14 protein-coding genes are annotated in these 14165 nt (G+C 41.8%); 10 read left to right on the forward strand and 4 right to left on the reverse strand.

Annotation, left to right across the window (positions count from 1 at the left end; all coding sequences use genetic code 11):
- Positions 1-15: 15 nt before the first annotated feature.
- Positions 16-609 carry a chloramphenicol phosphotransferase CPT family protein gene (locus tag MHH60_RS01535; protein ID WP_076133279.1) on the forward strand — a complete coding sequence of 198 codons (594 nt, stop codon included), beginning with the start codon at positions 16-18 and terminating at the stop codon, positions 607-609.
- A 168-nt stretch (positions 610-777) separates the two neighbouring features.
- Positions 778-1788, forward strand: coding sequence for a helix-turn-helix transcriptional regulator (locus MHH60_RS01540; protein ID WP_076133277.1), 1011 nt, complete (start codon positions 778-780; stop codon positions 1786-1788).
- Between the two features lie 99 nt (positions 1789-1887).
- On the opposite strand, the gene MHH60_RS01545 is transcribed toward MHH60_RS01540, so the two are convergent.
- A complete protein-coding gene (locus tag MHH60_RS01545; RefSeq protein ID WP_076133275.1) occupies positions 1888-2970 on the reverse strand; it encodes a GntR family transcriptional regulator in 1083 nt (360 codons plus the stop codon).
- A gap of 308 nt (positions 2971-3278) precedes the next feature.
- Here MHH60_RS01545 and MHH60_RS01550 point away from each other — a divergent pair, with 308 nt between their 5' ends.
- From MHH60_RS01550 to araA, 3 genes are read left to right on the forward strand one after another with little or no spacing between them, the layout of a single operon-like run.
- Positions 3279-4886 (forward strand): xylulokinase, encoded by a 1608-nt coding sequence (locus MHH60_RS01550; protein WP_076133274.1) that lies wholly within the window; start codon positions 3279-3281, stop codon positions 4884-4886.
- A gap of 16 nt (positions 4887-4902) precedes the next feature.
- Positions 4903-5598, forward strand: coding sequence for an L-ribulose-5-phosphate 4-epimerase (locus MHH60_RS01555; protein ID WP_036677359.1), 696 nt, complete (start codon positions 4903-4905; stop codon positions 5596-5598).
- 32 nt (positions 5599-5630) lie between these two features.
- Positions 5631-7055, forward strand: coding sequence for an L-arabinose isomerase (araA, locus tag MHH60_RS01560; protein ID WP_038571054.1), 1425 nt, complete (start codon positions 5631-5633; stop codon positions 7053-7055).
- Between the two features lie 83 nt (positions 7056-7138).
- On the opposite strand, the gene MHH60_RS01565 is transcribed toward araA, so the two are convergent.
- Together MHH60_RS01565 and MHH60_RS01570 are read right to left on the reverse strand one after the other, a co-directional pair.
- Positions 7139-8281: a glycosyl hydrolase family 8 gene (locus MHH60_RS01565; RefSeq protein WP_076133272.1), complete on the reverse strand. Its 1143-nt coding sequence runs from the start codon at positions 8279-8281 to the stop codon at positions 7139-7141.
- A 53-nt stretch (positions 8282-8334) separates the two neighbouring features.
- Positions 8335-9309, reverse strand: a complete 975-nt coding sequence (locus MHH60_RS01570; protein WP_076133270.1) for a glycoside hydrolase family 43 protein — start codon at positions 9307-9309, stop codon at positions 8335-8337.
- Positions 9310-9635: 326 nt separating this feature from the next.
- Here MHH60_RS01570 and MHH60_RS01575 point away from each other — a divergent pair, with 326 nt between their 5' ends.
- On the forward strand, positions 9636-10535 hold the full coding sequence (locus tag MHH60_RS01575) for a glycerophosphodiester phosphodiesterase (RefSeq protein ID WP_076133268.1): 900 nt from the start codon (positions 9636-9638) through the stop codon (positions 10533-10535).
- Positions 10536-10658: 123 nt separating this feature from the next.
- Here the strand turns inward: MHH60_RS01575 and MHH60_RS01580 are convergent, their stop codons facing one another.
- Positions 10659-11144 carry a nucleoside deaminase gene (locus tag MHH60_RS01580; RefSeq protein WP_076133267.1) on the reverse strand — a complete coding sequence of 162 codons (486 nt, stop codon included), beginning with the start codon at positions 11142-11144 and terminating at the stop codon, positions 10659-10661.
- Positions 11145-11295: 151 nt separating this feature from the next.
- Here MHH60_RS01580 and MHH60_RS01585 point away from each other — a divergent pair, with 151 nt between their 5' ends.
- The 4 genes from MHH60_RS01585 to MHH60_RS01600 are packed head-to-tail and all read left to right on the forward strand — an operon-like array spanning position 11296 to position 14117.
- The gene (locus tag MHH60_RS01585) at positions 11296-11745 is read left to right on the forward strand and encodes an OsmC family protein (RefSeq protein ID WP_038571065.1); all 450 of its coding nucleotides are present in this window, start codon (positions 11296-11298) and stop codon (positions 11743-11745) included.
- Positions 11746-11782: 37 nt separating this feature from the next.
- Positions 11783-12145 (forward strand): hypothetical protein, encoded by a 363-nt coding sequence (locus tag MHH60_RS01590; protein ID WP_076133265.1) that lies wholly within the window; start codon positions 11783-11785, stop codon positions 12143-12145.
- The gene (locus MHH60_RS01595; protein WP_076133263.1) at positions 12126-13073 is read left to right on the forward strand and encodes an LLM class flavin-dependent oxidoreductase; all 948 of its coding nucleotides are present in this window, start codon (positions 12126-12128) and stop codon (positions 13071-13073) included. Before MHH60_RS01590 ends, MHH60_RS01595 begins: the two co-directional genes overlap by 20 nt.
- 18 nt (positions 13074-13091) lie before the next feature.
- Positions 13092-14117 carry an AraC family transcriptional regulator gene (locus MHH60_RS01600; protein WP_076133260.1) on the forward strand — a complete coding sequence of 342 codons (1026 nt, stop codon included), beginning with the start codon at positions 13092-13094 and terminating at the stop codon, positions 14115-14117.
- Positions 14118-14165 lie beyond the last annotated feature (48 nt).

Consider the following 14165-nt stretch of genomic DNA (forward strand, 5'->3'; position numbering starts at 1 on the left):
GAAGGGATGATTAAATTGAAGCAAGGGATATTAGTTTTTCTAAATGGAACTTCAAGTTCCGGAAAGACCTCCATATCGACTGAACTGATAAAACAGAAAGAGATCCCTTTTTATCATTTATCAATTGATGATTTTTTTAATAATTACAATGATTTTATTAATAATAAATTTCCAGATGAACCTACAAGAGAAATAGATCATCAAGTTGTTTCCCAAATATTGGATGATTCAATATTCTCAGTCTACCACTCGACAATTAAATTGTTAATAGAAATGGGTTTTAATGTAATAGTAGATACCGTAATCGACAATGATAAGAGGTTTAATGTGTTTCTTGAGCAATTTTTCGATCACTCTACGATATTTATAGGTGTAATATGCTCGAAAGAAGAACTCATAAGAAGAGAGCAAACAAGAGGAGATAGAAAGATTGGACTAGCAGCTTCACAGTTTAGCAAAGTATATTGCTTTGATGAATATGACCTCGAAGTAAATACGGAAGAGATGAATTCAATAGAATGTGCCGAAAAGATATTAAGTTTTATTAAGTCCAATAAGGAATACTCGGTATTTAAGAAATTAAGTAAAAGAAATGTTAGTGTTTCCTAGATGGCGTATCCAGATAACACCTTATTCAAGCCTTGGGGCTATCACCCCTCGGGCTGCCGAGGAATTTCGGGATTAAGCTAACCGTTAGATGGTCAAAAAAGAGAGGATCCTTTATAATAATGAGAATGGTTCTCACTATTATAAAAACTTGATCGGAGAGCGGTAGCAATGACTGGAATAGATTATCATCACAATTTCAATCTTTTTTTTGATGGACTTGAGCTGCCGCGGCAGAATAGAGATCGTACAGAGCACATGGCACTACATTCGCAAAGGGGAGAAGGGTTCGTTCGTCGATTCGTCCCACGCTTTGATATCAATGTGGTGGTATCCGATTTTACCTTTCGCCAGGATTACAGCATGCCTCTCGTAACCAAAACAGCAATGGTTGAGCTTAATTATTGTTTGCAAGGGAAAAGAGAAGTCTCTGTTGATGGTGTCCAGTATGAGTTTGTTCCGGGAAGCTGTACGCTACAACTCATGAATGAAGTTGGCTCTCAATTTGAGTTTCAGGGGAATGAATCTTATCTTATGTTAGGCGTAGGTATTCCTGTTTCGACTTTTCATCACTTCATGGAAGAAGGCGGGGGAGGGAGATCCGCTGATTTTGACCGCATTCTTGGCCAAGCATCTTTTCGTGTATTCCAGGAAACGATGCAGCCGTCTACTGCTATCGTTCTTGAGCGAATGCTGGCAGCTCTTCAAAACCGCAGCACCAAAAATCTGGAGATCGAATGTAGTACATTAGAGCTTTTGTCGTTGGGCTTTCAATCGATTCTAACAGAAGGTACTTCTGGGACAACAAAGCTATCGAAAAGCGACATGACAAAAATTAGTGAAGCGCGGGACATCATGATGCAACGGATGATAGATCCGCCAAGCCTGTTGGAGCTCTCCCGATTGATTGGAATGAATGATAACAAATTAAAATCTGGCTTTAAAGAAATGTTCGGAACAACTGTATTCGGCTATTTACGGGATATAAGGCTGGAGAAGGCTCTACACTTATTGCAGCAAGGTAATTTGAACGTGAATGAGACATCCTGTGCTGTGGGTTATTCCAACTCAAGTCACTTCTCGGAGGTGTTTCGGGAGAAATACGGGATCAATCCCGGCAAGCTTGTGAAACAGTTTGCTTCTTCTGTACTGTTGACTTCAAAACAAGAATCGAACCTTTAAAGAATACTAAGATAACAGTTGCAAATAACCCACCAGTCACGACTGGTGGGTTATTACATTTACATATGAAGATAAAATGCAAATCCCTCAGAATTTATTCTATCTCTCGACTACTGTTTCTCCTTCAATTAACACAGGTTGATAATAAGTATTGTTGGGAAGATCCTTTTTTCCTTGTAATTTTTTAATGACCCAATCCGCTGCATCACGCCCCATAGTTTCTTGGGGATGCGTTAAAGTGGTCAGTTTGATGTTCGCATTTTGGGCAATATAGGAGTTGTCCTGGCCAATAATTGATAATTCCTCTGGTATAGAAATGTCCAGCTGTCTGCAAGCATTGACCACTTCCAGACCAACCTCGTCGTTGTAGCAGACAATCGCAGAGAGGGTAGCTCTATTTTTATTTAGGAAATCCTTCAAGTTCGTAGCTAAGGTTTGTTTGGTCTCGGTGTTGAACGAAAATATTTGCTCTGGATAAAACCGCAATTTAGCTTCTTCGAGGGCTTTGATATAACCCTTCATTCGATATTTGCCTTGTAGATCATCCATTTTTGCGATAAGTCCAATTTGAGAGTGGCCTTTGGCGATCAATTCTTTTGTTGCCAGATAACTGGACTGCACATCGTCAAGACAAAGGAACGGTAGCTCTATTTCCTCATAAAAAGCATTAATCATAATGAGTGGAATATCTTGCTCCTTAAACGACAGATAATACGCAATATTGGGGTTATACAGATTACTTTTCGTAGGTTCAATAATTAAACCATCAACGCCGTAGGACAACATCATTTCGAGAGCTTTTTTTTCTTGCGCAACATCGTTATTGGTACTAGCCAATAATAGTGAATAGTTATCCTCATTCATTCGGCTTTCAATCCCCCGGATAATAGAAGGGAAGATGTAATCAGAGATATACGTCGTAATTACACCGATCGTCTTCTTATGTGAACCCCCGCCGGTCTTTGTGCGATATTGGTTGCTGACATACGTGCCAGAACCTTTTTCGCTGCGGAGGAATCCTTCGTTGGATAGCTCTAAAATGGCTTTTCTAACTGTCTGTCTGCTAACCTCGTACAAGGACTGCAAGGCAGACTCCGTAGGAATTTGTTCGCCTACATTGTAATCTCCTGAAAGGATCTTGCTTTTTATATCCTCTATAATCACTTGATACTTTGGTTTCATGTAATTCCTCTTTCCATACTTGTTCGCATTATAATTCGTACATTTCGTTAAGTTGTATGTACAAATTATAGCATGACTACGAATTAAATATAAAGGGGCTCTTTTTTTATGAAAAAATGTAAATATTTCGTACCTTTAGATCATCATAAACAAACTAAGTCCGGAGTTAAATTATTATCATCTCCATATTTGTATGTATATATAACTATTTTATTGACAAATGTACGTACAAAAATTTATACTAAAGCTGTCAATTAAGAAAGCGAATTCTTTTATATTAAAAAAGCGCTGTCAGAGAGGTGACCAACGTGATATCGAATCGATTAAGCATCGAAGAAGCAATCAATACGGGAAAAACTTCGCTAGGGATTGAATTTGGATCCACGCGTATTAAAGCAGTACTTATTGATCATAGTTTTCAAACGATCGCTTCTGGAAGTTATGAATGGGAGAATCAATTGAAAGACGGCTTTTGGACGTACAGCCTAGAAGATATTATCAAAGGTCTACAAGATGCTTATCGTGAGATGAAGCAAGAAGTTCAACAAAATTACGGAATCACCCTCCAAACTGTTGGTTCAATCGGGTTTTCTGCAATGATGCATGGATATATGGCTTTTGACGAACAGGATCAATTGCTCGTTCCGTTCCGGACTTGGCGTAATGCAACAACTGGTAAGGCAGCCAAAGAATTGACCGATGTATTTAAATTCAATATCCCGGAACGTTGGAGTATTGCTCATCTTTATCAGGCGATCTTAAACAAAGAAGAACATGTGCCGGAGATTCGGTTTGTTACGACGTTGGCAGGATACATTCATTGGTTATTGACCGGCAACAAAGCACTTGGTGTTGGGGATGCTTCAGGGATGTTCCCGATTGATGAATCCATAGGGAATTATAATGAATCTATGATACAACAGTTTGATGAGCTTATTGCTGGCAAAGGTTATTCGCTGAAGACCAGCGATCTTCTTCCTAAGGTGTATGTTGCCGGTGAGCAAGCGGGTCTATTAACCGAAGCAGGAGCCAAAATTCTGGATCCATCATTGCAATTACAAGCTGGGATTCCGCTTAGCCCTCCAGAAGGGGATGCGGGAACCGGTATGGTTGCTACCAATAGTGTAAGAAAACGTACCGGGAATGTCTCCGTAGGAACCTCTGTTTTTGCCATGATCGTATTGGAAAAAGAGCTTTCCAAGGTTTATCCGGAAATTGATATGGTGACTACGCCAGACGGAAGTCCGGTAGGTATGGTTCATGCTAATAACTGTTCAAGTGACCTTAACGCCTGGCTCGGATTATTCCGTGAGTTCTATGAAGCAATGGGGCAAAAGGTAGAAGCTGATAAATTGTACAGCGTACTGCTGAATAAGGCTTTGGAAGCAGACGCAGATGCGGGTGGATTGCTCAGTTACGGTTATTTCTCGGGTGAGAACATTACGGGCTTAGAAGAAGGCCGTCCATTATTTGTACGTTCCCCTGAGAGCAAATTTAATCTGGCTAACTTTATGCGTACACATTTGTTCAGCGCCTTTGGTGCTTTGAAAATTGGAATGGACATTTTGACGAAAGAAGAGAATGTAGCCATAGATAGTATTTTAGGACACGGCGGTATATTTAAGACTCCGGTTGTTGGCCAAAGAATGATGGCAGCTTCACTGAATGTTCCTGTTTCCGTAATGTCAACTGCTGGAGAAGGCGGCGCCTGGGGAATGGCTATTCTTGCCTCCTACATGATGAACAAAAATCAGGAAGAAAGCTTGGAAGACTTCCTCGATCAAAAAGTGTTCAAAGATGTAAAGGGAGAAGAAATTCATCCCGATGCAACCGACATTAAAGGCTTTGAAACCTTTATCGAACGTTATAAAAAAGGTCTGGCGATTGAGCAATCCGCTGTGGATAATTTAGTCTGAAAATGGAGGGACCAAGATGTTAGAACAACTTAAAGAAGAGGTTTTTCAAGCCAATCTGGAATTGCCGAAACATGGACTTATCAAGTATACATGGGGAAATGTGAGTGCAATTGATCGCGAAAGTGGATTATTCGTAATCAAACCTAGTGGTGTAGATTATGAAACAATGAAAGCCAGCGATATGGTAGTCGTTGATCTGGATGGCAATGTGGTTGAAGGGGAGATGAGACCTTCCTCCGATACACCTACTCACGCAGTACTTTATAAACATTACTCCGAAATTGGTGGAATCGTGCATACACATTCCACTTGGGCAACTATTTGGGCACAAGCAGGACTTGACGTTCCTGTAATGGGAACTACGCACGCTGATACATTCTATGGCTCCATTCCTTGTGCGCGTTTCTTGACGCAAGAGGAAATCGATCGGGGTTACGAAGCGGAAACAGGTAATGTAATCATCGAAACCTTTGAACAACGCGGGATAGATATTATGGCTGTTCCCGGTGTTTTGCTTAAAGGCCACGGACCCTTTACTTGGGGGAAAAATGCAAAATCCGCTGTAATGAACAGCGTAGTGCTGGATGAAGTATCAAAAATGAATTTATTTGCTAGAGAGTTGAACCATTTTGCGGAAGAATTGCCACAACGTATTCTAGATAAACATTACTTGCGCAAACATGGGAAAGACGCTTATTACGGTCAAAAATAATCAAACTACAAAATGATGAAAAGAGGATGAATATGTCAACAGCAGTAGCAAAAGAATTTTGGTTTGTCGTAGGTTCGCAACATCTTTATGGGGAAGAAGCATTGGCTGAGGTTAAAGCGCACGCACAAACGATGACAGATGCTTTGAATAAAAGCGGAGTTTTGCCTTACCCACTAGTATTGCAGGATTTAGCTGTCAGCGCAGATAAAATCACCAACATTATGAAAGAAGTTAACTACCGTGACGAAGTTGCCGGTGTCATCACTTGGATGCATACTTTCTCACCTGCAAAAATGTGGATTCGCGGAACAAAAATGCTGCAAAAACCTTTGCTTCATCTAGCTACGCAATATAATGAAAGTATTCCATGGGCAACAATTGATATGGACTTCATGAATCTAAACCAAGCAGCTCATGGTGACCGTGAATATGGTTTTATTAACGCCCGTTTGAACAAACAAAACAAAGTGGTTGTAGGCTATTGGGAACGCCCTGAAGTTCAAAAGCAAATTGCAGAATGGATGGACGTAGCCGTTGCTTATAACGAAAGCTTCAATATCAAAGTTGCTCGTTTTGGTGACAACATGCGTAACGTTGGTGTAACTGAAGGAGATAAAGTTGAAGCCCAAATTCAATTTGGCTGGACGGTTGACTACTTTGGTATTGGTGACCTGGTTCAAGTCATTAATGAAGTTAAAGAAGAAGAAATCGATGGTTTGTTTGCTGAATATGCAGAGCTGTATGAATTCGATTATGGCACTAACAGCAAAGAAGCATGGGAAGCTAGCGTAAGAGTTCAAGCAAGCTATGAAATTGCTATCAAACGTTTCCTTGATCAAGGTGGCTACAATGCCTTCACCTCAAACTTCGAAGATTTACATGGAATGAAACAACTTCCAGGACTTGCTGTTCAACGTTTGATGGCACAAGGATATGGTTTTGCTGGAGAGGGAGACTGGAAGACTGCAGCTCTCGACCGCTTGCTTAAAGTGATGAGCCATAACCAATCCACTGGCTTTATGGAAGACTACACTTATGAATTGACGGTTGGACAAGAATCTATTCTTCAATCCCATATGCTTGAAGTAGATCCTACTTTGGCAAGCAACAAACCAAAAATCATCGTGTCTCCTCTAGGTATTGGTGGTAAAGACGATCCAGCCCGTTTAGTATTTGACGGTAAAGCAGGAGACGGTGTAGTGGTTTCCATGGCTGACTTCGGTACGCATTACAAACTTTTGATCAACGAAGTGACTGCTTTTGAACCAACTGTTCCAGCTCCAAACCTACCAGTAGCTCGTGTGCTTTGGAATGTTAAACCAAACTTCCAAGACGGGGTTAAAGCTTGGATCGAAAATGGTGGCGGTCACCACACCGTTGTTTCATTAACTCTTACAACTGACCAAATTATTGCTTACGCAAAACTTGTTAACTTGGAATATGTAGTTATTAAATAATAGCAAAGCTTTATTACGATTAATAGGACTCCATTCCTCGACCTTTTCGAGGAATGGAGTCCTATTGTTTTGTTCGATATACTTCAATAAATGCGATAGTTTCCACTTAGGGCCAATAAACTAAAGAAGTACAGACAGTTATCATAATAACGACTTTGTCCAGTTCGCAAAGGTGTATCCCAAAACAAACGGACAAAATGCTCTGCCTCCGGGCCATCCGAAGCAAGCGAAGCCATGGCGTTGGTTGCCAAAAGGCCTACCGGATGCAGCGCCGGTTCGTCGAATGCCTGTCCCTCAATAGTATACCGCCGGTAATTGGAAACTTCGATATTCCTAAAAAAAGCTTGAATCCGGTTACATTGATCGACCTGCCAGCTGTCCTTTTGGAACCATGCCCAGTCCAGACCGATATTAGCCGCAACCCGGTAAGCATCACTGAAAAAATGGCTGAAATCACCATGAGGCTGGGGTTCTGCCGGAGTGCCGTTAAAATTGGCATATTCGGGAGCGAGACCAGTTATAGGATGGCATGTAGTGTGTAGATATGTGCGGCTGGCTTCCGCCGCTTCTCGCCAAAACATGTGGTCACCTTCATCAGCCCACAAAGCGAACAAATCATAGAAATGGGGGAGATGGTAAGATGGATCACTGAAGGTGGATTCCGGTACGAATTTAATCAGTTTCGTTTCCGCGTCCCACATTGAGTCACCAGCGCCTGTTTCAGTTTTATGTACACAAGCACGCAATATTGTTCGAGCCTGCTCAGAATAATTATAAGGTTCCGGACCGTTCCCCCAACGTTTTGAGGCAAAAAACAGGGCCATGGCGAAAAACTCTTCTCCGTCCGGTGCGGGTCCCTGAGAAATTCTTGTGCCGTCAGGCTTGCAGTGCCAAGCAAAGTAATCGGTATAACGGCCTTCTTTGTGCTGCATAAACGTCTTAGAAAAGTTCCATAAACGATCAAACTCATCTTTTTTATTCATTTGAACCGCCATCATCATCCCGTAGGACATTCCTTCAGACCTAACATCCAGATTACCTGTATCCAGAATATAGCTTTTATCCTCGTCCAGCGGATAGTAGATTCGTACGTTTGGATCTCCGTAAAACAAATCACTCCAAGTTTCTTCGAGTTTAACGTTGATTTCAACTTCAGAAAAGCCAATCTCCTTAAATAAATTGCGATATTTCCCCGTATAAAAAGCACCTTGTTGTGTCATTGGCATGATATTTATTTCCCCTCCTGTGCACTACAGCATGCACTCCATTTCAATAAAAACTAAGGATGGATGGTTTGAATGGTGCCATCATCGTTGTATTTCAGCTCCGTATATTTTACAGAACGCTTGTTGTCAGCACCACCAGACAAAGAACTATCATGATAAAATAAATACCACTTCTCTTTAAACTGAACAATAGAATGGTGTGTTGTCCAGCCCAGGACGGGTGTAAGTATTTTTCCTTGATATACATAAGGCCCAAGCGGATCTTTACTGATAGCGTATACAATATTATGGGTAGTTCCCGTGGAATAAGAAAGATAATAATAACCGTTATATTTATGAACCCATGGACCTTCAAAATATCTTCTCTCTTCATCTCCAGCAAGAATCGCATTTCCGTTCGTATCGATGATGGATATTTCTCTAGGCTCACCTTCAAAGCTCAGCATATCCTCGCTCAGCTCCGCTACGATAGGTCCAAGAGCTGGTGCCGTTTCAGCCGGTCCCTCGGCATTCGCAACAAATGAGCCGGTTTGCCATTTTTCAAGTTGACCGCCCCAAAGACCCCCAAAGTATATATATGATTTGCCATCATCATCAACGAAAACAGCGGGATCAATGCTATAACTGCCGGGAATGTAGTTCGGTTCAGGTGTAAAGGGTCCGGAAGGTGACGCTGAGGTGGCAACCCCGATTCGGAAAATATCGTCATGGTCTCGGGCTGGGAAAAACAAATAGTAGGTATTGTTTTTGTATGCTGCATCCGGAGCCCACATTTGCTGTTTAGCCCATGGAACATCCTTCACATGAAGTACTTCACCGTGGTCGATACAAGGGGAGCCATCTCCATCAATAGACAGAACATGGTAATCCTCCATATTATATTGGTCACCGTTGTCATTAGAGATCATATCGTGATCCAGGTCATGAGAGGGATAAATATAAATTTTGCCTTCAAATACATGAGCAGAAGGATCCGCAGTATAAATATGAGTTACGAGAGGTTCATTGGGTTGCACTGGCTTTGTCAAGTCATTTCCTCCTATAAAGTTAATCGCTTACAAAGTTAATGGTATAAGAACTTTAGGACTCTGTATATATAGCAACTATAGTTTATACCCCACAAAGTTTAGATGTTGCTTCTTGACCTTGCAGACCCTTTCCCATTTATGCTGCCTCGCAATATTTTCTCTAGATAATCTGGTACAATAGAAATCTCCAAACTTTGACCTTACAAATACATTGAGGTGGGATTAACATAAGGGAATATAAATCATAATTTTACACAAGAATGAATGTTAGAGCGAAAGTCACCAAGTATTCTACATTATATTTTTAAAAAGATGAGGTCAGCTTAATGCAAAAAATTCAAAATTCTAGAATTTACTTTATAGGTATACATGTGCTTTTGTTAATCTTATTGTTCACCTCTTTGTATGCTTATTCCCCCTGGATTCGCATTAAAGTAAAGGAAATTATCATGCCTGCGGATAAAGTATATACAATCGCTCACCGTGGTGCTTCAGGATATGCTCCTGAGAATACAATACCTGCATTCGAGCTAGCCATTGATATGAAGACCGATTATATCGAGTTAGACATTCAGTTAACAAAAGATCATGTTCCTGTTGTTATTCACGATGGGACTGTAAATCGCACCACGAATGCTAAAGGGTATGTAAAGGATTTTACTTTAGAGCAGATCTCGATATTAGATGCGGGTTCATGGTTTAATGAACAATATCCCATGTTCGCTAGAGATAAATATGTAGATTTACGTATTCCGACACTAAAAGAGGTATTTGAAAGGTTCGGAAAAGAAGTGGACTATATGATTGAGATTAAAGATCCCACGTCGAATTCGAACATCGAGGCATTGTTAAATGAAGAAATCTTAAATTATGATCTGTCGGCTCATGTTGCTATACATTCATTTAGTGAAGCGAGTTTACGTAGATTCCATTCCATAAATCCAGCAGTCCCTCTTTATCAAATTGTATGGTATGATTTCCCTGTTTATAAAATATCAGAATCCTATGTGAATAGATTAAAAACTTATGCGGTAGGCATAAGTCCTAACTTTCAAAAAATAAATGCGGCATATGTCGCGCAGGCAAAAAATTCAGGGCTAAAGGTGTTTCCATATACTGTGAATTATCAAGTGAATATGGATAAAGCCGTAATTTGGGGTGTAGATGGTGTACATACAAATTTCCCTGACCGCTTTAGCGAAGTAATTAAGAATAATAAAAGGTAAAGGGATGTGAAATCACCCTTTTCTGGACATAAATAAAGCTGTCGAGACTTTCTCGACAGCCTAAGAACCTTTATCCAAAGGTTCTTTTTTTACGGAAAAATCAATTATTTTTGTTTCTTCTTACTAATGAAGTCTTTTCTCGTGAAATTGTAGATGAAGCTCCCGTACTTGTTCTGCAAGATCCGGCACAGGGCCATCTACGAACGCATCGTGAATAACCTCTTGAATACTTAAATTACGGACGGGTGATGCTGCAATTCCCATATCCTTTAACCACGCCGATAATTGCTTCGAGGAACTGGCGTATACAATTCGTCCTAAATGAACCCAACCGTGTGCCGCTGCACACATAGGGCAATGTTCTCCAGAGGTATACACTGTTGCCTGCTTACGTTCTTCCAGTGTCATATTCTGAGCTGCCCAGCGGGCTAAAGCGAATTCGGGATGCTGAGTATGGTCGCCGCTACCTACATGGTTGCAATCTTCCGCCAGCACTTCTCCACTTGCTGATACAAGGACGGAACCAAAGGGTTCGTCACCAGCTTCGAGTGCAATTTGGGCAAGTTCAATACAACGCTTAAGATGTTTGATATCCGTGTCGTTTATCATGATGGTAGAACCTCCTGAATTTTAATTTATAGATAAGTTTCATGAATAGTAGGCCTGAGCCTGTTTGTTCACCACATTCTTCTATGTTAGCATGTAAAGTATTCGATGAAAAATATATCATGCAATATCAAGATAGGGAGGATATATAAAAATGAAGCACCCATTTATATTGAACGCCGTATGGAACGGTGGCCGTAACAGTGACGGAACTATTGAAGCTGGACAGCTTAAGACTCAAATTTCCATTCCGAAGGAAATGGGAGGACCCGGAGTAGGAACGAATCCGGATGAGATGCTTTTGGGAGCAGCAGCAACCTGTTATCTCATTACACTTGCAGCAATGCTGGAGCGGGCAGGGCTGACGACTTCAGAGCTGACGTTAACCTCAGAGGCGACGGTCGATGTAACGAATAACATTTTTACATATGAAGCCATCAAACATTCACCCCTAATCACCCTTACCAAAGATGCGTCACAGGACGATATTGATAAAACCATCCGTATTGCCCATAAAGCAGAAGGCTCCTGCATGATCTCCAGAGCCGTTGCAGGAAATGTAGAAATCACGACAGAGCCAACGGTGCTGACTGCAAGCCTATAAAATTGAGTTCTAGGTAATCAGAGAGGAGACGTTAACTTTGAATGTTGAGTTATATAAGGATTTGATCAAGGATGATCGCGGAAATTATTACGTAGCTGTACAAAAAGAGAGCAATGAGCTGACTTTGGTAAACGCAATGCTAGAGCGGTCTTACCAAGAGCTGTGGGAGTTTAATGAAGCTTTCAAAAAGAAGTACGCGGAATACGAGCATCAGTTCATCGGCAAAATGATTATGGATAAGCTGCGGCACGATGTTGTTTTTGCCTCCAAAGAAGACGGCCATGGCCGAATGTATGATCTGGCCGCGGTTTCAGTTGATTACAAGCTTATTTTTATCGATATGATCGAATTTTACCGAAACCCTCGAGTAGGACTTAACCATGACAACAACATCCATTAAGCTTAGTGTTTTAGATCTCGTACCTGTTTTTAATACGGTGGATGCTAGTACCGCATTGAGACAAGCAGTGAAGCTGGCTCAGACAGCAGAAAGACTGGGGTATTCTCGTTATTGGGTTGCTGAACATCATGATATGTCGGGATTAGCATGTACCTCTACGGAGGTGCTTTTATCGCATATTGGAGCTAAAACAACACACATTCGCCTTGGCTCAGGCGCTTTATTGCTGCCACATTATAAGCCGCTAAAGGTGGTGGAAGCATTTCATTTGCTGGCCAGCTTGTACCCGGGACGCATCGACCTTGGATTAGGCAGAGCTCCCGGCGGAACTGCTGAGGTAAGTTTAGCACTGAGTGGCAATTTTCTCGAAAATGTTTGGAAAATGCCAGAACTGCTTAAAGGAGTCACCGAATTATTGCAGGGCAACTATTCTTATGAAGGACGTTCAATAACCGCACGTCCGGTCCCACCCGTATCTCCAGAGCTCTGGCTGCTGGGTACAAACAAGAAAAGCGCGGCATATGCTGCCGAGTTTGGAGCAGGTTATGTGTTCGGCCAGTTCATGAGCGATGTAGCAGGGGAGGAGATTTTGCAAGCTTACCGTGAAACATTTACTCCTTCTTCACTTTCTCCTGAACCGCAGGCCATGGTTGCTGTTGGCGTCATTTGCGCCGAGACTGAGGAAGAGGCAGAGCGATTGGCCTCATCTGATACGGCATTATTCCAACAAGAAGGTTCTGCCGAAGCGAAGTCTGAGCCCTTGGAACGCAAGCTGCTGGTAGGTACTCCGGAAAGTGTTAAAGGTAAGTTGGAACGGTTATCTCTTTTGTATGGAGTTAATGAATTCATTATCGTTACCATGATTCCAGATTATGAGAAACGATTGCATTCGTTCGAGCTGCTTGCCCAAGCGTGCTGGAGTTCTTAATAAAGGAGGTCCGTATGTATGAAGTCTCATACCTCTGATCAAATTAAAATCCCACCAGGATTTTGGGCTGGATTAAGTCAATTAGGGATAACTGCACAAGATGTAGCCAGCAAAGCAAATCTTTCACTTAGCCAGATCACAGAGTCAGAAGTCACAACCGCCCATTATTTCGCAGTCTGGCAGGCATATTCCGATCTCATTGGAGATACTGCCGAAGGAATCATTAAGCTTGCAACCGTCTTTGAAACCACACAATATCCGCCGACGGTTTTAGCAACATACCATGCTAAGGACTATCGCGATGCTCTTAACCGAATGGTACGATACAAACAAATGTGCCCTCCTGAAAGCTTGCGTATTACCGAGGAAGGCGAGCTATGTACAATCGAATTGGAATGGGAGCATCCCGGGCATTATGGTCCACCGCTGCTGCTCGGCCTCACTTTGGCATTTCTTCTAGAACTCGGACGGCGAGGCACAGGCCTACCTTTGACAGCACAGCTTGTCGAGTTTTCACAGCCTATAGGAAATGTAAAGATTCTTGAAGCTTATTTCGGCTGCCGAATTCAGATAGGTACTCAATATAATCGTTTGACGTTGCGTCGAAATGATTTGGATCTTCCTTTTATCTCGTACAACGAAGAGTTGCTGGAGATTCTGACTCCCGTTTTAGACCGGACGCTTGCTGAACAGAAGGGCACATGTTCTATAACCGAGAGGGTCAAATGGATCATGAAACGCAGCTTCAGCGGAGGCCGCCCTGATATTCAAGCTGTTGCGAAGGCGTTAAGTATGAGTGACCGTACCTTGCAACGCAGGCTTACTGAAGAAAACACAAGCTTCAAGCAATTGCTGACACAAGCTAGACACGAGCAAGCACGAGAGTATCTGGCAGATCCTTCGCTTGATATTAAAGAAGTGGCTTTCTTGATTGGATATGAAGACCAGAACTCGTTCTACCGTGCCTTTCGTCTTTGGGAAGGTGATACTCCTTCAAATTGGCGTAATGAACATTTAGGTTTAAACACGATACCCTCTTCATAAAGACAGTATTTTCAGAGTTTTATCATTGGCGTGTTAAACAAGAACTTT

It is taken from the genome of Paenibacillus sp. FSL H7-0716 (assembly GCF_038002705.1).
GTDB classification, from domain to species: domain Bacteria; phylum Bacillota; class Bacilli; order Paenibacillales; family Paenibacillaceae; genus Paenibacillus_AQ; species Paenibacillus_AQ odorifer.

Excerpts from the sequence above, each read along its gene's own strand:
- MHH60_RS01540 (WP_076133277.1), top strand. The coding sequence starts at position 778 with ATGACTGGAATAGATTATCATCACAATTTCAATCTTTTTTTTGATGGA.
- MHH60_RS01545 (WP_076133275.1), bottom strand. The coding sequence starts at position 2,970 with ATGAAACCAAAGTATCAAGTGATTATAGAGGATATAAAAAGCAAGATC.
- MHH60_RS01555 (WP_036677359.1), top strand. The coding sequence starts at position 4,903 with ATGTTAGAACAACTTAAAGAAGAGGTTTTTCAAGCCAATCTGGAATTG.
- araA (WP_038571054.1), top strand. The coding sequence starts at position 5,631 with ATGTCAACAGCAGTAGCAAAAGAATTTTGGTTTGTCGTAGGTTCGCAA.
- MHH60_RS01565 (WP_076133272.1), bottom strand. The coding sequence starts at position 8,281 with ATGCCAATGACACAACAAGGTGCTTTTTATACGGGGAAATATCGCAAT.
- MHH60_RS01575 (WP_076133268.1), top strand. The coding sequence starts at position 9,636 with ATGCAAAAAATTCAAAATTCTAGAATTTACTTTATAGGTATACATGTG.
- MHH60_RS01580 (WP_076133267.1), bottom strand. The coding sequence starts at position 11,144 with ATGATAAACGACACGGATATCAAACATCTTAAGCGTTGTATTGAACTT.
- MHH60_RS01585 (WP_038571065.1), top strand. The coding sequence starts at position 11,296 with ATGAAGCACCCATTTATATTGAACGCCGTATGGAACGGTGGCCGTAAC.
- MHH60_RS01595 (WP_076133263.1), top strand. The coding sequence starts at position 12,126 with ATGACAACAACATCCATTAAGCTTAGTGTTTTAGATCTCGTACCTGTT.
- MHH60_RS01600 (WP_076133260.1), top strand. The coding sequence starts at position 13,092 with ATGAAGTCTCATACCTCTGATCAAATTAAAATCCCACCAGGATTTTGG.